Here is a 20885-nt window from a genome sequence, read left to right as displayed (position 1 = left end):
GTCAGACTTAGCGGCCCGGCTGACAAGTGACTTGGACGATCCGGTTTGTAGGCGGAAAGTCCCCTCCACGCACCTGTCCTCAGCGCGGGTCCACCTAGGGGGTGTCCGGAAAGTCGCTGAGCCAGAGCCCTAGGCAGGCGAGGGTGGCCATGGCTTGGTAGTGGACGGCTCGTTTGTCGTAGCGGGTGGCCAGGGCCCGGTTCTGTTTGAGCCGGCTGAAGCACCGCTCGATGACGTTGCGCCGCCGGTAGGCGGTGCGGTCGAGGCGGCAGAGCGTTTCACCTCGGCGGATGCGTCCGTTGATCTGGTCGATCCGCTCCGGGATCGCCGCGGCGATACCGCGCCTGCGGAGGTAGGCGCGGATCTTGCGGGCCGAGTAGCCCTTGTCCGCGACGACGCGGTCGGGCCGGGTCCGGGGCCTGCCCGGGCCCGGCCGTGCGATGCGGATCTTGGCCATGACGGGTTCGAACTGGGTGCAGTCGTTGACGTTCCCGCCGGTCAGGGTGAAGGCGAGGGGGCGGCCCTGTCCGTCGCAGGCGAGGTGGATCTTGCTGGTCAGCCCGCCGCGGGACCGGCCGAGGGCTTCGCCTTCCCAGGGCCCCCTTTTCGGGCCCCGGCAGCGTGCTGATGCGCCCGGACAGTGGTCGAGTCCACGCAGACGATCGTCCAGTCGACCTGCCCGACGGCGTCGGAGTGCTGCTGGACATGGGCCAGGAGGCGGTCCCAGGTGCCGTCGGCGGACCAGTGCCGGAAACGTTCGTAGACCGTCTTCCACGGCCCGTAACGCTCCGGCAGGTCACGCCACGCGGCACCCGTCGACAGCTTCCACGAGATCCCGTTGACCACCTGCCGCCGGTCCCGCACCGGCCGGCCCATCCGACCCGGCGCAAGCAACGGAGCGAGCAACGCCCATGACTCATCCGTCAGTTCATGTCGACGCACCACGAACGGAGCAACGAGCGACTCACTTTACGGACACGGCCTAGGTGTGCATCTGCCGGAGCTTGCTTACACCTGGGCCTGGGTCTTCTGCTTGAGGCGTTCGTAGGGCGTCTGGCCGCCGAGGGCGCCGTGGGGGCGATGGTAGTTGTAGTAGTCCTCCCACTCGCGGAGCTGTCGTTGAAGACGCCGGTGTCATCGATGACGACGCCGTCGAGCATGCGGTAGAACTCATCGGCGTCAATCCGGTGGGAGCGTTCGACCTTGCCGTTGAGGTGCGGTGATGCGGGTTTGATGTAGGTGTGGGCGATGCCTTTGCCGAGGACGTTCCAGTGGAAGGCCGACTGGAATTCTGCTCCGTTGTCGGTCTGGATCACCTCGACGCGGAACGGCAGGCGCTCCAGGACATAGTCGAGGAACTGGACGGCAGTCTTCTGGTCGCAGCGCGGGTAGATCCGGAGTACTCGCAGCCGGGTGCAGTCGTCGATGGCGGTGAACTGGTAGTACTTCGCCCGGCGTCGTTGTTTCGGCAGGGTTCCGGTCACCGGCGCTGCGGCCGGGGCCTGCACCGGCAGGCCGATCGGTTCGATGAACTTGACGTCAATCTGGACTCGGTTGCCGGGCAGCTGCTTCTCGTAGCGGGTGTAGCGCTTGTCGTGCCGCTTGTAGCGCTGGGAGGCCGGCAGGCGGTTCATGCCGAGCTTCTTGAGGATGCGGTAGACGGCGGAGCAGGCGATGTCGATGTCGTGGTACCGCTTGAGGTACATCTGGATCTTCATCGGGCCGAAGTGGTAGTGCCGCCGCAGGTAGACGATCTTGTTGGCGACGTCGGCCTGGGTGGCGTGGGGGCAGTGATGGGGCTTGCTGGAGCGGTCCCGCAGGCCCTCAAGGCCTTCGTCCTGGTACCGACGCAGCCACTTGTAGAAACAGGTCCGGCTGATGCCGTAGTAGCGGCAGGTCAGCGCGACGTTGCCGGTGACTTCCTCGGCGTGGCGCAGGACCGCCAGGCGGTGCTGTGCCTGGCGGGGTCCTGCTGCTGTTGCAGCGAAGGGGGCACGGCAGATCTCCGTAGTGGCCGGAGACCCGGAGTGTCAACAACGTCCGGCAGTTTTATACCTAGGGCTTCGCCTTCCCGGGGCCCCTTCGGGCGCCGGCCCAGGCCCTGGACGGCGGCGAGCGCGGGCTCGATCGTCGGGGCGCGAGATCCGACGCGGTGGCATGCCACACATCAGACGGTTGAATGCCCGTCTCAAACGACGAAATCCCGCCCAATACATGATTGGGCGGGAAAGTCGGCGCTCTCGGGCTGACCCCAGAGCGCTTGTCTGTGGACCTGTGGGGATTTGAACCCCAGACCCCCTCGATGCGAACGAGGTGCGCTACCAGACTGCGCCACAGGCCCTTGCGACGTGTGAAACATTAGCATCCCCACCGGCGAAGTTGGAAATCCGCTCCCCCGCAGGTCAGCCGGGGCCGTCGCGGGCCAATGCAGTTGCCTTTGAGTCGCGGGGATCGTTGCCCCGCGTGTGACGGGGTGGGGCGCGGGCCGGCGGGTGCGGATCGGGATCCTGACGAAGGTGTTCACCGCCGAACTGGTGGACGCGGCGATAGCCAAGCACGACCGGGCCGAGCGGCGCCGCCGTCTTCTGCCGGCCCCGGCGACCTGGTCATCGCCGACCGCGGCTTCTGGTCGGTCGAGTTCGCTCACGTCTTCACCGCGGCCGGCGCGGATCTACTGGTCAGGCTCCAGTCCAACCACCTCGGCACTGTCCAGGGAGAGCTTTCGGACGGCTCGTATCTGTCGATGGCTCGACCGGGAAAGAAGGTCCGGCTCCGAGCCGCGCGGGAAGGCCGAACGCTGCCCCGGCACGTGATCTACCGCGTCATCACCTTCGCGAAGGGCGACAAGGTCGTCCACCTGGGCACAACGCTGCTGGATCCCGAGCCGTACCCGGCCGCCGAGCTGGTCGCGCTCTACCGGGAACGCTGGGAGATCGAGCTCGCCTTCGACGAGATCAAGAACCACCTCGGTCCCGGCGGGCCGATCAGGTCGCGGACCCCAGAGGGTGTCCGGCAGGAACTATGGGCCTACCTCGCGGTCCATCACGCGATCCGCCAGTTCGCCCACACAGCCGCGCTCGCCCGCCCGACCGTGGACGCCGACCGTGTCTCCTACCTGAAGTGCGTCCGCATCATCCGCCGCAGCATCCCGTCCCAACTCGGATCGACCGCCACCAAGCTCACCCGCTCCTTCACCGAGGCCGGGCGAGAGGCACGTGCACGCCTCCTCCCGGACCGGCGCAACCGGGACTGTCCACGCGCGATCAAGAAACCGAACCGTTGGCCTGTGCTGAGGACCCGTGCCAGACGCGGCACGGTCCAGCCCGGCCGCTGGGCCCACAACCCGACCGCGAAGCCGAAGAGCACCCGCAGGGCCGGAAGGCCAGCACATCAGCGGATAGCGTTTCTCGTGAAATTCGGGTTGGGAGCGCTATGAGCTGGGACATTCTTCTGCTGCCGCTGCCTGCGGACGTCACGTCGATCGACGACCTTCCAGCCGATCACGAGCCGCCTCCCATCGGAAGCCGGTCCAGCGTCCACAAGGCCCTCAGGTCAGCTGTGGGCGCGGTGGACCTGACCGATCCCACGTGGGGCGAGTTGCTCGGTCCGACCTGGGTGATCGAACTCGGCATCGGCGAGCACGACCCCGTCGAGTCGGTCATGCTCCATGTCCGGGGCGGGGAGGACGACGTGCTGCCCGTGATCTTCCACATCTCCAGAGCCCTTGGCTGCCGCCCCTTCGACTGCTCGACTGGTGAGCTGCTCGCGGACGATGCCCAGGCCAGCTGGAACGCCTTCCAGTCCTTCCGGGACAGCACGATCGCGTCTGACTCGTTGGGCGAGCCCTAAGGCAACTGCATCGGCCGTCGCGGGCCCCCGGCGGCCGTCACTCGTTGGCCGCGCGGGGGCGGTCGTCGTCCGCGTACTGGTCGAAGAGGGGGGTGCGGCCGTGGTCGCGGCGGGGGCGGGGCGGGGTGGTGCGCTGGCGGGGGGCCGGGGCGGGGGGTGGGGTCGGGTCGGCCGCCGTGGAAGAGCGGGCCGAGCTCCAGGTCTCCGGGTCCGTGATGTCGACGCCGCCCGAGGCGCGCGGGGCGACCGGCGCCGTGACGTAGGTGGGGAGGGGGACCGGGACCGGGTCCCAGCTGTCGCCGCGGGCGGGGCCGCGGTCGCGCTGCTGGTCCACCCACTCGGCGTGGTCGGTCTGCTCCACCAGGGCGCGGCGGTCCGCCTCCTGGGGGGAGACCGTCGGGGTGGGCGCGGGGGCCGGGGCTGCGGGCTCCGGTTCGGCCGTCGGGGCGGGGCGGCGGCTCTCGCGCAGCCGGGCCGCGGCGGCCTCGGCGTTGCGGCGGTCCATCACGTAGACGAAGCGCCGCCGCTCCTGGACGCGGAGGTAGACGATGTACGCGCTCAGGAGCACGGCCGGGACGGCCGGGGCCCACAGGAAGGCGAGACCGCCGACGGCGGCGACGACCGCGCCGAGGGTGAAGGCGAGGAAGAGGATCACGGTGGTGCGCCGGCGCCGGGCGAGGACCTTTCCTCTGCGGGCGCGTTCGGCCGCCGCGCTGGACCCGCGCCGCGCGGGCGCGGGAGCCGGGGCGGGCGCCGGGGGCGCCGGGGCCGGATCGGGGAGCTCCAGTCGGGCTTCCGTCCTGGCCGCGGGCGCGCAGAAGTCCCGGACGTCGACCGAGCTCAGTTGCTCCGTCTCCGCGTCCGGGTCCACGTCGGGCGCCGCGTCGTCCGCCGCACGGTCCCGGTCCCTGAGCTCCTTGGCGTAACGGCGCTCCATGCCCGCCCGTCCGGACAGCAGCCGGATGGCGGTGCTGAAGCGTTCCGTCGGACGGGCCTCGTTCAGCTCGTCCTGCCTGCGGAGCCACATCGGCACCAAGTAGGCGGCCCAGGCCCCGACGATGACTGCGTAGATGAGGCCGCTGCTGCTCACGCCTCACACGGTAGAGGGGTTCGGGTGAGGGCATCGGCCAATTGGCCCGGTGTGTCGCACGATCTGGCTGATATCACTGAACTTTTTTGTGATTGTTCAGATCGATTGGGGCCGACTGCCGATTTAATTCGAACACTTATGGGAATAAGCGTTCAGGTGGCGGGGTGCTGGCGACGCGCCTGGTGCCAGCGGCGCACCAGCCCCTCCGGCACCTCCTCCGCCGTCAGCGCGAAGACCAGATGGTCACGCCAGGCACCGTCGATGTGGAGGTACCGGGGTCGCAGCCCCTCCTCCCGGAATCCCAATTTCTCCACGACCCGTCGCGAGGGACCGTTCTCCGGGCGAATGCAGACTTCCATCCGGTGCAGTCCGACGTTGCGGAAGCAGTGGTCGACGGCGAGGGCGACCGCCGTCGGCATCACACCCCGCCCGGCCACCTCGCTGTCCACCCAATAGCCCACATGGCCCGAGCACATCGAGCCCCAGGTGATCCCCGCCACCGTCAACTGCCCGACCAGACGCCCCTGGTACTCGATCACGAACGGCAGCATCCGGCCCGCGTTCGCCTCCGCCCGCAGATGGCGCACCATCTGACGGTACGTGGGGCGCTGCGCCACCGGACCGCCGGGCGCGGGCGGCGGGACCGTCGCCTCCCACGGGCGCAGCCACTCGCGGTTGCGCCGGTTCACCTCGCGCCAGGCCCGCTGGTCGCGCATCTTTATCGGGCGGAGCAGCACGTCTCCGTCCGCCAGGACCACGGGCCAGGACGGGATCATGACGCCGGGCCCGCTTCCGGCGCGGGTCTCGGGTGATCACCGCCACGGATCTGGTCGACGGCGTGCCGCAGCAGCGGTTCGAGGACCGCGAGCCCGTCGCGGACCCCGCCCGTCGAACCGGGCAGGTTCACGATCAGGGTGCCCCGCGCGACCCCGGCGAGACCGCGCGAGAGCGCCGCCGTGGGCACCTTCTCCCGGCCGTACGCGCGGATCGCCTCCGGGATGCCGGGGATCTCCCGGTCGAGGACGCGCCGGGTGACCTCGGGGGTCTCGTCGGTGGGCGAGATGCCCGTACCGCCGGTGGTGACGATCACGTCGTACCCGGCCGCGACCCCGGCGCGCAGCGCCGCCTCGACCGGCGCCCCGTCCGGGACGACCTGAGGGCCGTCCACGGTGAAGCCCGTGCCGCGCAGCGCCTCGGCGATCAACGGGCCGCCCTTGTCCTCGTAGACACCGGCGGCCGCCCGGTTGGAGGCGGTGACGACGAGGGCGGAGTACGGGGCGCCCGCCGGGCGCTCGGGGGCGTGACCGGGCGCTGCGGGAGCCCGCACCTCGTGGTCGTGCGCCCCGGCGACCTTCCCCGCCCGCGTCACGACGCGCTCCGCGTCCAGTCGCCGGACTTGCCGCCGGTCTTCTCCTCCACCCGTACGTCGGAGATGACCGCGCCCTTGTCGACCGCCTTCACCATGTCGACGACGGTCAGCGCCGCCACCGTCACGGCCGTCAGGGCCTCCATCTCCACGCCCGTGCGGTCCGTGGTCTTCACCGTCGCGAGGATCTCCACCGCGTCGTCCGCGACCGTCAGGTCCAGCGTGACGCCGGAGACCGCGAGCGGGTGGCAGAGCGGGATCAGGTCCGGGGTCTTCTTTGCGCCCATGATCCCGGCGATACGCGCGGTGGCGAGCGCGTCGCCCTTCGGCACGCCCTCGCCGCGCAGCAGCTCGATCACGCGCGGCGAGACCAGGACGCGGCCGCTGGCGCGGGCGGTACGGGCCGTGACGTCCTTCCCGGAGACGTCGACCATGCGGGCCGCCCCCGCCTCGTCGATGTGGGTGAGTCCTTGCTGCGTGCTCATGGCGGTGACACTCCCGGTCGCTGTGTGGGACGACACCGTACCCCCACCATGGCCCCCTCAGCCGAGGAGGACCACTTCCAGCTCCGTGCCGGGCTCCACCCCGGTCGCCTCCTCCGGTACGACGAGCAGCGCGTCCGCGTGGGCGAGCGCCGCGATCAGGTGGGATCCGGAGCCGCCCACAGGGGTGACGGTGCCCGATTCGGCGTCGTACGTCCCGCGCAGGAACTGGCGCCGGCCGGCCGGCGAGGACAGCGCCCGGTCGGCCTTGAGCACCGCGCGGACCCGGGGCCGCTGGGTGTCGGGCCGGTCGGCGAGGCCCATCAGGGCACGGATCGCGGGGCGCACGAAGAGCTCGAAGGACACGTAGGAGGAGACCGGATTGCCCGGCAGGGCGAGCAACGGGGTGTGGTCGGGGCCGATCATGCCGAAGCCCTGCGGCTTGCCCGGCTGCATCGCCAGCTTGCGGAAGTCGACCTCGCCGTCCGCCGTCAGTGCCTCCTTCACCACGTCGTACGCCCCGACGCTGACGCCGCCCGTGGTGACGAGCAGGTCGGCGCGGATCAGCTGGTCCTCGATGGCGGCGCGCAGCGACTCGGCGTCGTCGGCGACCGCGCCCACCCGGTAGGCGATGGCTCCGGCGTCGCGGGCGGCGGCGGCCAGCGCGAAGCTGTTGGAGTCGTAGATCCGGCCCTCGGTCAGAGGCTCGCCGGGCTGGGTCAGTTCGCTGCCGGTGGAGATCACGACCACCCGCGGGCGGGGGCGCACCCGCACGGTGCCGCGGCCGATCGCGGCGAGCAGGCCGATCTGCGGCGGTCCGAGGACCGTGCCGGCCGCGAGGGCGAGCTCGCCCGCCCTGACGTCGCTGCCGCGCGCGCGGACGTGGGCGCGGGCTTCGGCGGGGCGGTGGACGCGGACCTCGCCGGCCGCGCCCTCGGGTGCGGCACTGGCCGGCCGCATGGTGCCGGCCGCGCCCTCCCCCGTACCGCCGTCGGTCCATTCGACGGGGACGACGGCCTCGGCGCCGGGCGGCAGCGGGGCGCCGGTCATGATGCGGGCGGCCTGGCCGGGGCCGACCTCGGGCAGCCCGCCGGCGCCCGCGGCCACGTCGCCGATCACGGTCAGGACGGCCGGGAACTCCTCGCTCGCCCCGGCCACGTCGGCAACCCGCACCGCGTACCCGTCCATGGAGCTGTTGTCGAAGGGCGGCAGCGCGACCGGCACCGTGACGTCCTCGACGAGGACGCAGCCCTGGGCGTCGGGCAGCTGGAGCTCGATGGGTTCGAGCGGGGCGACCGCGGCCAGGATGTCGTCGAGGTGCTCGTCGACGGACCACAGGCCGCGGGCCGGGCCCGCGCAGGGGTCGCCGGGCCCCTCGCCGCCGTGGCTGTGGGCCGACGGTCCCGTGTGGTCCGACGGTCCGGTGTGGCCGTGGTCCGACGGTGCCGTACCGCTGCTGCTCAAGGTGCTACATCCCCTCGCTGACATAACTGCGGAGCCAGGTCCGGAAGTCCGGCCCCAGGTCTTCACGTTCGCACGCCAGTCTGACAATGGCACGCAGATAGTCGGCACGGTCGCCGGTGTCGTAGCGGCGCCCCTTGAAGACGACACCGTGGACGGGGCCGCCGGCCCGCTCGTCCTGGACAAGCTTCTGCAAGGCGTCGGTCAGCTGGATCTCGCCGCCGCGGCCCGGCTCGGTCTCCCGCAGTATGGCGAAGACGGCCGGGTCGAGGACGTAGCGGCCGATGATGGCGAGGTTGCTGGGCGCCTCGGCCGCCTCGGGCTTCTCCACCAGGCCCGTCACCTTCACCACGTCCGACTCGGCGGTCGGGCCGACGGCGGCGCAGCCGTAGAGGTGGATCTGGGAGGGCTCGACCTCCATGAGCGCGATCACGCTGCCGCCGAACCGTTCACGCACCTCGACCATGCGGGCGAGCAGCGGGTCGCGCGGGTCGATCAGGTCGTCGCCGAGGAGCACCGCGAAGGGCTCGTCGCCGACGTGCGGGGCGGCGCAGAGGACGGCGTGGCCGAGGCCGCGCGGGGCGCCCTGGCGGACGTAGTGCATGGTGGCCAGGTCGTTGGACTCCCGGACCTTGGCGAGGCGTTCGTCGTCGCCCTTGCGGACCAGCGCCTCCTCCAGCTCGTAGTTCCGGTCGAAGTGGTCCTCGAGCGGACGCTTGTTGCGGCCGGTGATCATCAGGACGTCGGAGAGCCCGGCGGCGACGGCCTCCTCGACGACGTACTGGATCGCCGGCTTGTCGACGACCGGCAGCATCTCCTTGGGCGTCGCCTTGGTGGCCGGCAGGAACCGGGTGCCGAGGCCGGCCGCGGGGATGACAGCCTTGGTGAGGGACGGCGTCTGAGTCATGCGGAGCACCCTAGCCGTTCGGTATGGGAAGGAATACGGGGAAAGCTGTGGGGTGGCCATGAATCCCGCGGCTTCTCCGGTCCCGTACCGCTCCCGCCCGATACCGGAGGAATCCGAACCGCTGTGACTGCCGCCGAAGAACGTGGGGACTCGTCCGAGACGGCCCTCGAATCCCCCGCGTCGTCCGCCTCGCTCGCATCGCCCGCATCGCCCGCATCGCCCGGCTCGCTCGCCTCGCTCGAGAAGGCAGTCGGATCGTCGATGGAGGCCGCCGAGTCGTCCGAGAAGGCTCTCCTGCGCCGCGCTCTGCTGACCGCCCGTGCGGGGCTGACGGGCGAGGAGACCGAGCGGGCCGCCGGGCTGCTGGCGGAGCACGCCCTGGAGCTGGCCGAGCTGGCGGACGCCGGGACGGTGGCGGCGTACGTCTCGGTGGGGCGCGAGCCGGGCACGCGCGCCCTGCTCGACGCGCTGCGCGCGCGGGGCGTACGGGTCCTGCTGCCGGTGCTCCTGCCTGACAACGACCTCGACTGGGCGGCGTACGAGGGGGCCGGGGCCCTCGCGAAGGCGGGCCGCGGGCTGCTCGAACCGGTCGGGACGCGGCTCGGTCCGGAGGCGGTCGTCGGGGCGGACGCGGTGCTGCTGCCGGGTCTCGCGGTCGACGGGCGCGGGATGCGGCTCGGGCGGGGCGGCGGCTCGTACGACCGGGTCCTGGCCCGGCTCTCCCGGGCGGGCGCCGATCCGGCGCTGGTGGTGCTGCTGTACGCGAACGAGGTGGTCGCGCGGGTCCCGGAGGAACCGCACGACCACCCCGTGCACGCGGTGGTGACCCCGGAGGGGGTCCGGCGCTTCGAGCGCTGAGGCCGGCCCGGGCCGGGCCGGTCCCGGCGGCGCCGGCCCTGGCGGGGGCCGGTACCGAGGGGCCCTTACGGCTGGAGCGTGAGGGTGTCGCGGGTGGTGGCCTCGACGGCCGCCTTCCCGTAGGCCCAGTCGAGCAGCTCGCCCTTCGCCCACAGGTCGGTCTGGTCGGTGTAGTGGCTGTGGAAGGCGTGGCCGGAGGCGCCGCTGAGGTTGATCCAGCGGGACCGGTCCCAGTCGCCGACGTTGACGACCATCCGCATCGACGGCACCCAGATCACCTCGTATCCGCCGGCCGCGTTCCAGCCGGTCGCGTCGACCGCCGCCTCGCCGCCGCCCAGGTTCCACGGGCCACGGTTGAGCAGCGACTGGACGAGGCCGGGGCCGGCGGTGCCGAGGGTCTGGTTCTTGAGGGTCAGCTGGTGCAGACGGCCCCAGCTCCAGGTGGAGACGTCCTTGCCGAGCTTGGCGGTCAGCTCCCAGCGGGCGTCCTTCATGGCCTGCGCGAGCAGCTGGTCACGGGTCTCGGTGGGGGCGTTCAGCCGGTCGCCCGGCGTCTTCCACCACGCGTTCTTCTCCTGCTTGAGGAGCGGGCGGACCACCTCGTACCAGCGGTCGCCGCCGTCCGGCTGCGCCGAGTCGGGGTCGCGCTCGCCGCACTCGCGGACCGGCTTGTTCTGCTCGTCGACGGGGGCGGTGGTGTCGACGACACGGACGGTGATGCACTCGCCGTCGACGCGCAGTTCCTTGGGCAGCTTGTCGCCGAAGGCGAGCTTGAGGACGTTGCGCCAGACGGCGTTGAAGTACGCGGCGGCGGCCGAGTCGGGCTCCTGGGTGTAGTCCCAGCCCTCCAGGAGCTTCTGTGCCTCGCGGACCTGCGGGTCGGCGATGTCGATCTTCAGCAGGAGGGGGTTGAGGAGGGTCGCGATCTCGCTGCGGTTGTCCATCTGCATGGTCCGCATGTCGTCCGGCGAGATCTTGCCGCCGTCCTTGGTCTTCGACTCGATGAGGTCGTTGATCCGCTGGCTGCGCGAACCGTAGCCCCAGTCACGGGTGAGCAGGTAGGGGTACTTCTTCTCGTCGATGACGGCCTGGTTGGCGGTGACGATGTAGCCGCGCTCGGGGTCGTACTCGTAGGGCAGCTCGTCGAAGGGGATGTAGCCCTTCCAGTCGTACGAGGAGTCCCAGCCCGGCGCGGGCAGGGTGCCGTCGTAGCCCTTGGCCTTGCTGCGGACCGGGATCTTGCCGGGTGCCTGGTAGCCGATGTGGCCCTCGGTGTCGGCGTAGATCAGGTTCTGCGAGGGGACCTCGAAGTCCTTGGCCGCGGCCCGGAAGCTCTTGAAGTCCTTGGCGCGGTTGAGGGCGAAGACGGCGTCCATGGACTTGCCGGGCTGCAGGGCGGTCCAGCGCAGGGAGACGCCGTAGCCGTTGCCGCGGTCGGGGGCGGCGTTGCCGACGGGGGCCTTCTGGCCGACCTTCTCCAGTTCGGTGGAGCGGTCGGAGAGCAGCGGTCCGTGCTCGGTGGAGCGGATGGTGATGGGGCGGTTGGGGCCGCCGGCGACCTTGATGGTCTCGTCGCGGGTCGTGAACGGCTTGACCTTGCCGTCGACGACGTAGCCCTGGGTGCCGATCTTCTCCAGGTAGAGGTCGGTGACGTCGGCGCCGAGGTTGGTGAGGCCCCAGGCGATGGAGTCGTTGTGGCCGATGATCACGCCGGGCGTGCCGGCGAAGGTGTAGCCGGCGACGTCGTAGCGGCAGGTGGCCGAGACGGAGCGGCAGTGCAGGCCCATCTGGTACCAGAGGGACGGCAGCATCGGGGCGAGGTGGGGGTCGTTGGCGAGCAGCGGCTTGCCGGAGGTCGTGTACTTCCCGGAGACGACCCAGGAGTTCGAGCCGATGCCGTTGCCGTTGGGGCCGAGGAGGGCCGGGATCTCGTCGAGGGTGTCGGAGAGGGCGGCGAGCTGGGACTGGATGCCCTGGGCGGCGTCGCCGCCTCCGGTGGCGGAGTCGCCGCTGTCCTTCGCGTCGGCCTTGGGGTCGAACGTGCCGGTGGCCTTGTCGACGGCGCCCTTGTCGACGATCGGCTGGTGCAGTTCGTACGGGTAGCCGGGGTAGAGGTCCTTGATCTGGGCGGGGCTGAGCCGGCTGGTCATGAGCGAGCGGTCGATCTCGTCCTGCATGTTGCCGCGCAGGTCCCAGGCCATGGCCTTGAGCCAGGCCACCGAGTCGACGGGGGTCCACGGCTCGATGGTGTAGTCGTTGCTGAAGGCCAGGGCCGCGTACTCGACGGAGATGTCGGACGGGTCCCGGTCCTTGAGATAGGCGTTGACGCCCTCGGCGTAGGCCTGGAGATTCTTCTTGGTCTCCGCCGACAGGACCTTGTCGTACTCCTGCTGCGCGACGTGGCGCCAGCCCAGCGTGCGCAGGAAGGCGTCGGTGTCGACCTGGCTCTTGCCGAACATCTCGGAGAGGCGGCCGGCCGTCATGTGGCGGCGGACGTCCATCTCGTAGAAGCGGTCCTGCGCCTGGACGTAGCCCTGTGCGCGGAAGAGGTCGGCCTCGGTGTCGGCGTAGATCTGCGGGACGCCCTGGGCGTCGCGCTTGACCTCGACCGGGGCGGAGAGCGCGTCGAGCCGGATGGTCCCCGTGGTCTGCGGGAACGAACCCCGGACGGTGCTGACGCCCCAGTACGCCCCGCATCCGACGCCCGCGACCAGAGCGAGGACCAGGACGAGGACGATCAGGCGGGCACGCCGCCCCTTCTTCTTGGCGGGGGGCGCGGTCGTGTTGGAGGGCATCGCTGTCCTTCGAGGGGCAGGGTGGTCCTGGAGTACGGGAGCAACCTTAGGCGCAGCGTCCCGAAGGCCCGGACGCGGTGTCAGGAAGAGGACCGTACTTATACGCACTGGTGTGCGATGTGACACCAAGGAGGCGTCAAGAAAGCGTTAAAGATTAGGTAAGGTAACGAAGTGTCGGGACTGGAGGAACGATCCGGCCACCGATTCACGTCATATGCCGACACCATGTGCCGACGCATGTGCCGTCACCGTGCGAGGGGAAGGAACGGCCACTGACTGTCCACCAGCTCAACGAACTCCTGCTCATCTGCTCCCTCGTGCTGCTCATCGCTGTCGCGGCGGTGCGGATCTCGTCCCGGAGCGGGCTTCCCAGCCTGCTGCTCTACCTGGGTATCGGGGTCGCCATAGGGCAGGACGGCATCGGCAACGTCGCCTTCGACAACGCCGAACTGACCCAGGTGATCGGCTATGCCGCACTTGTGGTGATCCTGGCCGAGGGTGGCCTGGGCACCAAGTGGAAGGAGATCAAACCCGCGTTGCCCGCGGCGGCCGTGTTGTCGACCGTCGGCGTCGCGGTGAGCGTGGGCGTCACGGCGGCGGCAGCGCACTATCTCGTCGGCCTGGAGTGGCAGCAGGCACTCATCATCGGCGCCGTCGTCTCCTCGACCGACGCCGCCGCCGTCTTCTCCGTGCTGCGCAAGGTGCCGCTGCCCTCCCGCGTCACCGGCGTGCTGGAGGCCGAGTCCGGCTTCAACGACGCGCCCGTCGTCATCCTCGTCGTCGCCTTCTCCACCGTCGGCCATGTCGACGCCTGGTACGTGCTGGTCGGCGAGATCGCCCTGGAACTCGCCATCGGCGCCGCCGTCGGCCTCGCCGTCGGCTTCGCCGGCGCCTACGGGCTGCGCCACGTCGCCCTGCCCGCCTCCGGCCTCTACCCCATCGCCGTCATGGCCATCGCCGTCGTCGCCTACGCCGCCGGGGCCATGGCCCACGGCTCGGGCTTCCTCGCCGTCTACCTGGCCTCGATGGTGCTCGGCAACGCCAAGCTGCCGCACTCCCCCGCCAACCGCGGCTTCGCCGAGGGACTCGGCTGGATCGCGCAGATCGGCATGTTCGTCCTGCTCGGCCTGCTCGTCACCCCCCACAAGCTCGTCGAGGACTTCTGGCCGGCCATCGTCATCGGCCTCGTCCTCACCATGGTCGCCCGCCCCATGGAGGTGTTCGTCAGCCTCCTTCCCTTCCGCATCCCCTGGCAGGAACAGGCCCTGATGTCCTGGGCCGGCCTGCGCGGAGCGGTCCCCATCATCCTCGCCACCATCCCGATGGTGTCCGGGATCGAGGGCAGCGAGCGGATCTTCAACATCGTCTTCGTGCTTGTCGTCGTCTACACCCTGATCCAGGGCCCGACGCTGCCCTGGCTCGCCAAGGCCCTCCGGCTCGGCGACCAGGCCGAGGCCGCCGACCTGGGCGTCGAGTCCGCGCCCCTGGAGCGGCTGCGCGGCCACCTGCTCTCCGTGGCGATCCCGGAGGGCTCCAAGATGCACGGCGTCGAGGTCGCCGAGCTCCGGCTGCCCGCCGGCGCCGCCGTCACCCTGGTCGTCCGGGACGAGAAGAGCTTCGTCCCGGGCCCCGCCACCGTGCTGCGGCGCGGCGACGAACTGCTCGTCGTCGCCACCGACCCGGTCAGGGACGCCGCCGAACGCCGGCTGCGGGCCGTCGGCCAGGGCGGCAAGCTGGCCGGCTGGCTCGGCACCGGCGGCGCCACCGCCGCGGGCGCCCCGGACCGCTCCCAGAGCCTCCTCCGGCACCCGTTCCGGGGCCGGTCCCGGCGAACATCCGGTTAATCCGAGGCATTAATTCGGGTGCGAGGGCGTTTTCCCAGGCGGGAAGACGCCCTTCCCTGTACCATGAAGGCACACCTGATCGAACCAACTCTGCCTGACGCAGAGCTGGCGCGACCGTATGGCGGCCGAGGCGCCCTCCGCAGTGGAGCCCGGTATCTACCGCAGTTCCGCGCAAGAGGACAGCTCTCGGCGACGCCGGCACCACCGTGCCCGGGTCCGCTACCAGGCGGCAGAAAGGCATGGACCGTGGCGTCCACGGTCGTCTCCGAGAAGCGGCCCGGATACGGACAACTGCTCCGTACCCCCGGTGCACTCTCGTTCCTCCTCCCGGGCTTCGCCGCCCGGCAGCCGTTCGCGATGCTGACCATCGGCATCGTCCTGCTCGTCCAGCACACCACCGGCTCCTACGGCAGCGCCGGCGCCGTCGCCGCCGTGACCGGCGTCTCCATGGCGCTGTTCGCCCCGCAGAGCGGCAAGCTCGCCGACCGCTTCGGCCAGCGGGCCGTTCTCGTGCCCGGCGTGCTCATCCACACCGCGTCCGTCTCCCTTCTCGTCGCGCTGGCCCTGGCCGGCGCCCCGCTGTGGGCCCTGTTCCTCGCGGCCGTCCCCTCCGGCGCCTCCGTGCCGCAGGTCGGCCCCATGGTCCGGGCCCGCTGGGCCGCGAAGCTGGACGGCACGCCCCTGATGCCGACCGCCGCCGCCTTCGAGTCGGTGACGGACGAGTTCACCTTCGTCGTCGGCCCGGTCCTCGCGACCGCCCTGTGTACCGGCGTGCACCCGGCGGCCGGTCTGATCGCCGAGGCCGCGCTGACCCTGGTCGGCGGCCTGTTCTTCGCCGCCCAGCGCAGCACCCAGCCCGCCCACGGCCTGAGCGCCGAGGCCGGCCGTCCCGGCGCCGAACCGCACCGCTCCGCCCTGTCCATTCCGGGCGTCCGGGTCCTCGCGATCGCCTTCCTCGGCATCGGCTCGGTCTTCGGCGGCATGCAGGTCTCGCTGACCGCCTTCTCCGAGGAGATCGGCAACCCGAGCGCCAACGGCCTGCTCTACGGCGTCTTCGCGGCCGGCAACATGCTCGCCGGCATCGCCATGGGCGCCATCGCCTGGAAGATCGGCCCGCGCCGCCGCCTGATCCTCGGCTACGCCGGTCTGACCGTCGCCGCCTCCCTCCTGTGGTCCGTGCACTCGGCCCTGCTGCTCGGCGCACTCGGTCTGGTCGTGGGTCTGTGCATCGCCCCGGCCCTGATCACCGGCTACACGATCGTCGAGACCCTGGTCCCGGCCTCCGCCCGCACCGAGGCCTTCACCTGGCTGACCGGTGCCGTGGCCCTCGGCCAGGCCGGAGCCGTCACGGTCGCCGGCCGGCTGGCCGACGCCCACGGCGCCAGCACCGGATTCCTGGTGCCGATGGCGGGCACCGTGCTCGCCCTCGTCACCCTGCTCGCCCTCCGTTCTCGCCTGCGGCCCCACACCGCGAGCCGGGTCGCGGCACGTGGTATCGGTCACCGAGTTCCCGTGGCGGTGGACTGAACCCGCGGAATACGTCACTATGGATCGTCGTTAGCACTCGATGAGTGTGAGTGCCAGGAGGAAGACAAGTGCCGACCTACCAGTACCAGTGCACCGAGTGCGGCGAGGGCCTCGAGGCGGTGCAGAAGTTCACGGATGACGCTCTGACCGAGTGCCCGAGCTGCGAGGGACGCCTCAAGAAGGTGTTCTCCGCGGTCGGCATCGTGTTCAAGGGCTCCGGCTTCTACCGGAACGACAGCCGCGGCTCCTCGTCGAGCAGCTCGCCTGCCACGTCGAAGCCCGCCTCGACGTCTTCGTCGTCGACCTCTTCGTCGTCGACCTCCTCTTCGGCGTCCTCCACGTCGTCGAGCTCCACCTCGGCCGCCTGATCCATATCTCTTCTCGCATGCCCCGCCGATCCGTCGGCGGGGCATGTGGCGTTGCACCCAGCGGCAAGACACCCCCTAGGGTGACGGTCATGGCGACCCACACGACTGACCGGACGACGGACTCCTACGCGGACATAGGCGTGATCGGCGGTTCGGGCTTCTACTCCTTCCTGGACGATGTGACCGAGGTGTCGGTCGACACCCCGTACGGCCGCCCCAGTGACTCCCTCTTCCTCGGCGAGGTCGCCGGCCGGCGGGTGGCCTTCCTTCCCCGGCACGGCCGCGGCCACCATGTGCCGCCGCACCGGATCAACTACCGCGCCAATCTCTGGGCCCTGCGCTCGGTCGGCGTGCGCCAGGTCCTCGGGCCGTGCGCGGTGGGCGGTCTGCGCGAGGAGTACGGTCCCGGCACCCTCGTCGTGCCCGACCAGCTGGTCGACCGGACGAAGGCCCGCGCGCAGACCTACTTCGACGGAGAACCGCTTCCGGAGGCGTGGGGCGGCGCCGTCCCGAACGTGGTCCATGTGACCTTCGCCGACCCCTACTGCCCGGAGGGGCGCCGGGTGGCCCTGAAGGCCGCCCGGGGGCGGGGCTGGGAGCCGGTCGACGGCGGCACGCTGGTCGTCGTCGAGGGCCCCCGCTTCTCCACGCGCGCCGAGTCGCGCATGCACGCGGCCATGGGATGGTCGGTGGTCGGCATGACCGGCCACCCCGAGGCCGTCCTCGCCCGGGAACTGGAACTCTGCTACACCTCCCTCGCACTGGTGACGGATCTGGACGCGGGCGCGGAGACCGGGGACGGTGTCTCGCACACGGAGGTCCTGCGGGTGTTCGGCGAGAACGTCGGCCGACTGCGCGACGTGCTCTTCGACGCGGTGAACGCGCTCCCCGCGACGATCGACCGGGACTGCCTGTGCACACGGGCCCACGACGGGTGGGACCTGGGGATCGAACTGCCCTGAGCGGCCGGGGTCGGCGACCGCTCGGAGCGCCCGGTCCCCGGCGGCCGGGGGTCGGGCCGCCGGCGAGGACCGGACCGGCTCAAGCGTCGCCGACCCCGCCCCGCGGCGGCAATCGCTCGCCCGGGTGAGGAAGTTGTCCACAACCGGCTGGTAATCCACAGGTCCGAGCGGGATCCCGGCGGGTGCGGCACGGTGAGTGCGGTTCGTCGGACGGTCCGGCGGACGACCCGTGCTCACGACAGGCGGTTGCGCTGATGACCACCCACTCCTGCCTTCCCCACACCCGCACGTCCGTGCCCGCGCCGTGCGGGGTGCCGCACTTCGACCCGCTGCGCGTGCGCGGCGGAAGGCTACGGCTGCGCCGGGCGCTGCGCCGCCGCCGGCGGGCGCCCGCCGCGGTGCTGGCGATGACGGCCGCCGCGCTCGCGGCGACCGGCGTCGCCGGCGCCGACGACCCGGTCCCGCAGCCGCCTCCGCCGCCGGCGCGCGAGCCGCACCGGGCGGCCGCCGCCCCGCCGCTGGTGTCCGCGCCGGTGCGGATCGCCGACGCGGCGACCGTCCGGCTCCTGAGGCCCGGCGACCGCGTGGACGTGATCGCCGCGCCCCTGACCTCGGCCGGCGCGGGCGACGAGGCCCGCGTGGTGGCCTCGGGCGCCCGAGTGGCCGAAGTTCCGCGGGCGGGCGAGACTCGACCGGACGGTGGAGCCCTGCTCGTCCTGTCCGTTCCGCGATCGACGGCGACGGCCCTCGCCGGTGCGGGCCTGACGTCCCAACTGGCGGTGACGCTGTGCTGATTCGCACTGACGGGCTGTCAAGTAACCGTCCCGTGTGTACGGATTGGACGCCCCTGCGCCGCGCGCGGCGTAATGGCTCCGCACACTGCACACGCGACGAAAGGCACCTTGGTGGCCGAGAAGAAGGAAAGTCTGCTGGAGGGCTTCAAAGCCTTCCTGATGCGCGGGAACGTGATCGACCTGGCGGTGGCGGTCGTCATCGGTGCGGCGTTCACCAACATCGTGAACTCGGTGGTCAAGGGGATCATCAACCCCGTCGTGGGCGCCTTCGGCACGAAGGCGCTGGAGGGCTACGCGTCCTGCCTGAAGGCCCCCTGCCGAGTCGTGAACGGCGAGATGCAGGGAATCCAGATCCAGTGGGGCCTGGTGCTCAGCGCCGTCCTCAGCTTCCTGATCACGGCGGCCGTCGTCTACTTCCTGATGGTCCTGCCGATGGCCAGGATCCTCGCCAAGCGCGCCGCGCAGGAGAAGGCGAAGGAAGGCGCCCAGGAGACCGTCGAGGTCAGCGAGCTGGAGGTCCTCAAGGAGATCCGCGACCACCTGGTCGCCCAGCGCGGTCCGTCGGTCAACAACACGGGCGTGCACAGCCCGGCCGGCGGGGGCACGGGGACGCACTCCACCTCCTGACCGGCGGCTCGCGTCGGCGTCAGAGGTGGTGCGGCGGCTTCTCGTCGAGGAAGCGCGCGAGGTCGGCGGCGCTGTCACCGCCGGAGGGAGGCCGCTCGCCCCACCCGCGGTCCGTGTCGTCCGCGGACTGCTGGTCCAGTGGATCGTCGAAGATCAGTGCCGGCCTGGGTTGCGACTGGGGTACAGAGTCGGACTGCTTCGCTGTTCGCGGACCGTGGGCGGGGGCGGTGCTCATGTCTTCAGGGTACGCCCGGATCACCGCCCCGTACCCCCCTGATCAGCGGTCCTTCGGGTCGAGCAGCCACAGGCCGAGGACCACGAGGAACGACAGGACGAGGAAGCCCGCGCACCACCAGGCGGTGCCGGTGTCGCCGGCCATCCATGCGTCGACCACGATCGTCAGTCCCCACAGCTGGCCGACGACCACGCTGAGGGCGAGGGCCAGGCGGGCGGTCAGTTTCGAGGAGCGTTCGGGCTCCTGCTCGGTGCCGGCGCCCGGTCCGGGGCCGGTGTGCCGGATCCGCGGGTCACCGTAGCCGCTGGTGGGACGGATCTGCGGGTAGCGCTCCTGGACCGGGCGGTTGAGGCGCGGCCGGTCGCTGCCGGGGGTGTAGGCGGGCCGGGGCGGGAGGCCCTCCGGGGGGTCGGCCCGGTGGCCGGGGGCGGCCGGGTCCTTGGGGAACGGGGTGTCGGTCATGTGCTGCGGCTCCTCTCCGCGGCTCCGGGGGCGGCGGCACCCGGGCAGCCGAGGCGGTCGGCGAGACCGGGGCGCTCCTCGGCGAGCTGCCGGCACAGTCCCTCCTGGACGCTCTCGCCGGAGCGGGTGGTGCCCACGGCCCAGACGCTGCCGTCGGCGTCCTCGACCAGGAGCACCTTGGGCAGGGCGCGGGGCGGCGGGCCCGCGGTGACCTCGCCGGTGCGGGCGTCGAAGACGCCCTCGTGGCAGGGGCAGTAGAGCTCGCCCTCGCTGCCGCGGTCCTTGCGCCAGAGCACGGCGCAGGCGAGGTGGGTGCAGACGGCGGAGTAGCCGGCGAGGGTGCCGTCCTCCAGGCGGACGGCGACGGCGCGGTCCTCCTCGTCGGGGTAGCGGAAAGCGACCGAGTCGCCCGGGAGGATCTGGTCGGCGATCCTCTTGGGTTCGGGGGCCCCGTCGCTGTCGCCGTGGCGGTGCAGGATGCCGGAGGCGACGGCGACGCCGCCGACGGCCAGGCCGCCGGAGACGGTGGCGACGATCCGCAGGTAGTCGCGGCGGGTGGTCAGGGAGTCGGCGGAGATCCGGTCGCGGAGGGCCGCCTGGGCGGCGTCGGGGGTTCCGTTCGGGTCGGTGCCGTGCTCCGGGGGCTGTTCGGTGAGGCTCATCGGACGTCCACTCCGTTGACTTCGACGATGGGCAGACCGCCGGGGACCGGCCATCGGACCTTGTCGGCGGGGACGACCATCGCCACTCCGGTGGAGACGGTGGTGGAGCCGAAGGTGAAGGAGTCGGCGACCTGGACGCCGGGGCGTTCGGCGCGGAGTTCGTCGAGGGTTCCGTAGAAGAGGGCGCCGGTCGGGCAGACCGTGGCGCACATGGGGGCGAGGCCGTAGGCGGTGCGGTCGTAACAGAGGTTGCACTTCATCTGCAGCTTCGCCTGGAGGTCGATCTTCGGGACGCCGAAGGGGCAGGCGTTGACGCAGTTGGCGCAGCCGATGCAGCGGGTGGTGTCGGCCTGCTGCACCACGCCGTCGGCGGTGACCAGGATCGCGTCGGCGGGGCAGACCTCGGCGCAGGGGGCGACGGGGTCCTCGCAGTGCATGCAGACGGTGGGAAGGGAGGCGACAGAGTTGCCCTCGTCGGGGTAGTCGAGGTGGATCATCGACTTCCCGCGGTGCGAGTCGCATTCGCGGCAGGCGGAGACGCAGGCCTGGCAGCCGATGCAGCGGCCCGGGTCGATGAAGATCGTGCGGCCCATCAT

Annotated in this window: 20 protein-coding genes, 1 tRNA gene and 4 pseudogenes; 10 read left to right on the top strand and 15 right to left on the bottom strand. The window is 71.4% G+C overall.

Annotation, left to right across the window (positions count from 1 at the left end; genetic code table 11):
• Nucleotides 1–94: 94 nt before the first annotated feature.
• The 4 genes and pseudogenes from ACFY7C_RS33650 to ACFY7C_RS33635 all read right to left on the bottom strand — a co-directional run bounded on the left by ACFY7C_RS33650 (nucleotide 95) and on the right by ACFY7C_RS33635 (nucleotide 2341).
• Nucleotides 95–876 (bottom strand): annotated as a pseudogene (locus tag ACFY7C_RS33650) (IS5 family transposase).
• 132 nt (nucleotides 877–1008) lie between these two features.
• Nucleotides 1009–1092: pseudogene (locus ACFY7C_RS33645) on the bottom strand (hypothetical protein); the annotation flags it as partial.
• A 131-nt stretch (nucleotides 1093–1223) separates the two neighbouring features.
• Nucleotides 1224–1901: pseudogene (locus ACFY7C_RS33640) on the bottom strand (helix-turn-helix domain-containing protein); the annotation flags it as partial.
• A 366-nt stretch (nucleotides 1902–2267) separates the two neighbouring features.
• A tRNA-Ala gene (locus ACFY7C_RS33635) sits at nucleotides 2268–2341 on the bottom strand.
• Between the two features lie 124 nt (nucleotides 2342–2465).
• Between ACFY7C_RS33635 and ACFY7C_RS33630 the strand changes: the two are divergent.
• The 3 genes and pseudogenes from ACFY7C_RS33630 to ACFY7C_RS33620 all read left to right on the top strand — a co-directional run.
• Nucleotides 2466–2585: pseudogene (locus ACFY7C_RS33630) on the top strand (hypothetical protein); the annotation flags it as partial.
• 17 nt (nucleotides 2586–2602) lie between these two features.
• Complete coding sequence (locus tag ACFY7C_RS33625; RefSeq protein ID WP_389658792.1) at nucleotides 2603–3436, top strand: transposase; 834 nt, start codon at nucleotides 2603–2605, stop codon at nucleotides 3434–3436.
• Nucleotides 3433–3849 (top strand): hypothetical protein, encoded by a 417-nt coding sequence (locus ACFY7C_RS33620; RefSeq protein ID WP_389658317.1) that lies wholly within the window; start codon nucleotides 3433–3435, stop codon nucleotides 3847–3849. Before ACFY7C_RS33625 ends, ACFY7C_RS33620 begins: the two co-directional genes overlap by 4 nt.
• Before the next feature lie 37 nt (nucleotides 3850–3886).
• Here the strand turns inward: ACFY7C_RS33620 and glpR are convergent, their stop codons facing one another.
• The 6 genes from glpR to galU form a co-directional block, all read right to left on the bottom strand.
• Nucleotides 3887–4939, bottom strand: coding sequence for a gephyrin-like molybdotransferase receptor GlpR (glpR, locus tag ACFY7C_RS33615; RefSeq protein WP_389658314.1), 1053 nt, complete (start codon nucleotides 4937–4939; stop codon nucleotides 3887–3889).
• A 152-nt stretch (nucleotides 4940–5091) separates the two neighbouring features.
• The gene (locus ACFY7C_RS33610; RefSeq protein ID WP_389658311.1) at nucleotides 5092–5715 is read right to left on the bottom strand and encodes a GNAT family N-acetyltransferase; all 624 of its coding nucleotides are present in this window, start codon (nucleotides 5713–5715) and stop codon (nucleotides 5092–5094) included.
• Nucleotides 5712–6308, bottom strand: a complete 597-nt coding sequence (locus ACFY7C_RS33605) for a molybdenum cofactor biosynthesis protein B (RefSeq protein ID WP_389658308.1) — start codon at nucleotides 6306–6308, stop codon at nucleotides 5712–5714. The genes ACFY7C_RS33610 and ACFY7C_RS33605 overlap by 4 nt, the downstream gene beginning before the upstream one ends.
• Entirely contained in the window at nucleotides 6305–6790 is a 486-nt protein-coding gene (gene moaC / locus ACFY7C_RS33600; RefSeq protein ID WP_389658306.1) for a cyclic pyranopterin monophosphate synthase MoaC, read from the bottom strand. The genes ACFY7C_RS33605 and moaC overlap by 4 nt, the downstream gene beginning before the upstream one ends.
• Nucleotides 6791–6847: 57 nt before the next feature.
• The gene (glp, locus tag ACFY7C_RS33595) at nucleotides 6848–8251 is read right to left on the bottom strand and encodes a gephyrin-like molybdotransferase Glp (RefSeq protein WP_389658304.1); all 1404 of its coding nucleotides are present in this window, start codon (nucleotides 8249–8251) and stop codon (nucleotides 6848–6850) included.
• Between the two features lie 4 nt (nucleotides 8252–8255).
• The gene (gene galU / locus ACFY7C_RS33590; RefSeq protein WP_389658300.1) at nucleotides 8256–9155 is read right to left on the bottom strand and encodes a UTP--glucose-1-phosphate uridylyltransferase GalU; all 900 of its coding nucleotides are present in this window, start codon (nucleotides 9153–9155) and stop codon (nucleotides 8256–8258) included.
• A gap of 261 nt (nucleotides 9156–9416) precedes the next feature.
• Here galU and ACFY7C_RS33585 point away from each other — a divergent pair, with 261 nt between their 5' ends.
• Entirely contained in the window at nucleotides 9417–10013 is a 597-nt protein-coding gene (locus ACFY7C_RS33585; RefSeq protein ID WP_389658789.1) for a 5-formyltetrahydrofolate cyclo-ligase, read from the top strand.
• 65 nt (nucleotides 10014–10078) lie between these two features.
• Here the strand turns inward: ACFY7C_RS33585 and ACFY7C_RS33580 are convergent, their stop codons facing one another.
• A complete protein-coding gene (locus ACFY7C_RS33580) occupies nucleotides 10079–12808 on the bottom strand; it encodes a penicillin acylase family protein (protein ID WP_389658297.1) in 2730 nt (909 codons plus the stop codon).
• Nucleotides 12809–13035: 227 nt separating this feature from the next.
• On the opposite strand from ACFY7C_RS33580, the gene ACFY7C_RS33575 reads away from it, so the two are divergent.
• The 6 genes from ACFY7C_RS33575 to mscL all read left to right on the top strand — a co-directional run bounded on the left by ACFY7C_RS33575 (nucleotide 13036) and on the right by mscL (nucleotide 18930).
• Nucleotides 13036–14652 (top strand): potassium/proton antiporter, encoded by a 1617-nt coding sequence (locus tag ACFY7C_RS33575; protein WP_389658294.1) that lies wholly within the window; start codon nucleotides 13036–13038, stop codon nucleotides 14650–14652.
• Nucleotides 14653–14898: 246 nt separating this feature from the next.
• Entirely contained in the window at nucleotides 14899–16179 is a 1281-nt protein-coding gene (locus ACFY7C_RS33570) for an MFS transporter (RefSeq protein ID WP_389658291.1), read from the top strand.
• A gap of 68 nt (nucleotides 16180–16247) precedes the next feature.
• Nucleotides 16248–16547: an FmdB family zinc ribbon protein gene (locus ACFY7C_RS33565; protein ID WP_389658288.1), complete on the top strand. Its 300-nt coding sequence runs from the start codon at nucleotides 16248–16250 to the stop codon at nucleotides 16545–16547.
• A gap of 89 nt (nucleotides 16548–16636) precedes the next feature.
• Nucleotides 16637–17509 (top strand): S-methyl-5'-thioadenosine phosphorylase, encoded by an 873-nt coding sequence (locus ACFY7C_RS33560; protein WP_389658285.1) that lies wholly within the window; start codon nucleotides 16637–16639, stop codon nucleotides 17507–17509.
• 254 nt (nucleotides 17510–17763) lie between these two features.
• A complete protein-coding gene (locus ACFY7C_RS33555) occupies nucleotides 17764–18303 on the top strand; it encodes a hypothetical protein (RefSeq protein ID WP_389658282.1) in 540 nt (179 codons plus the stop codon).
• A gap of 111 nt (nucleotides 18304–18414) precedes the next feature.
• Complete coding sequence (mscL, locus tag ACFY7C_RS33550) at nucleotides 18415–18930, top strand: large conductance mechanosensitive channel protein MscL (RefSeq protein ID WP_389658279.1); 516 nt, start codon at nucleotides 18415–18417, stop codon at nucleotides 18928–18930.
• A gap of 19 nt (nucleotides 18931–18949) precedes the next feature.
• Here mscL and ACFY7C_RS33545 read toward each other — a convergent pair whose 3' ends face one another.
• From ACFY7C_RS33545 to ACFY7C_RS33530, 4 genes are read right to left on the bottom strand one after another with little or no spacing between them, the layout of a single operon-like run.
• A complete protein-coding gene (locus tag ACFY7C_RS33545; RefSeq protein ID WP_389658276.1) occupies nucleotides 18950–19165 on the bottom strand; it encodes a hypothetical protein in 216 nt (71 codons plus the stop codon).
• Nucleotides 19166–19207: 42 nt separating this feature from the next.
• On the bottom strand, nucleotides 19208–19627 hold the full coding sequence (locus tag ACFY7C_RS33540) for a hypothetical protein (protein ID WP_389658273.1): 420 nt from the start codon (nucleotides 19625–19627) through the stop codon (nucleotides 19208–19210).
• The gene (locus ACFY7C_RS33535) at nucleotides 19624–20289 is read right to left on the bottom strand and encodes a Rieske (2Fe-2S) protein (protein WP_389658270.1); all 666 of its coding nucleotides are present in this window, start codon (nucleotides 20287–20289) and stop codon (nucleotides 19624–19626) included. Before ACFY7C_RS33535 ends, ACFY7C_RS33540 begins: the two co-directional genes overlap by 4 nt.
• Entirely contained in the window at nucleotides 20286–20885 is a 600-nt protein-coding gene (locus ACFY7C_RS33530) for a 4Fe-4S dicluster domain-containing protein (protein ID WP_389658267.1), read from the bottom strand. The genes ACFY7C_RS33535 and ACFY7C_RS33530 overlap by 4 nt, the downstream gene beginning before the upstream one ends.

Origin of the sequence: Streptomyces sp. NPDC012769 (assembly GCF_042901205.1) — a bacterium.
Taxonomy (GTDB): Bacteria; Actinomycetota; Actinomycetes; order Streptomycetales; family Streptomycetaceae; genus Streptomyces.
The sequence above is the reverse complement of the archived record's forward strand: the minus strand, read 5'-3'. Positions and strand labels throughout refer to the sequence as shown.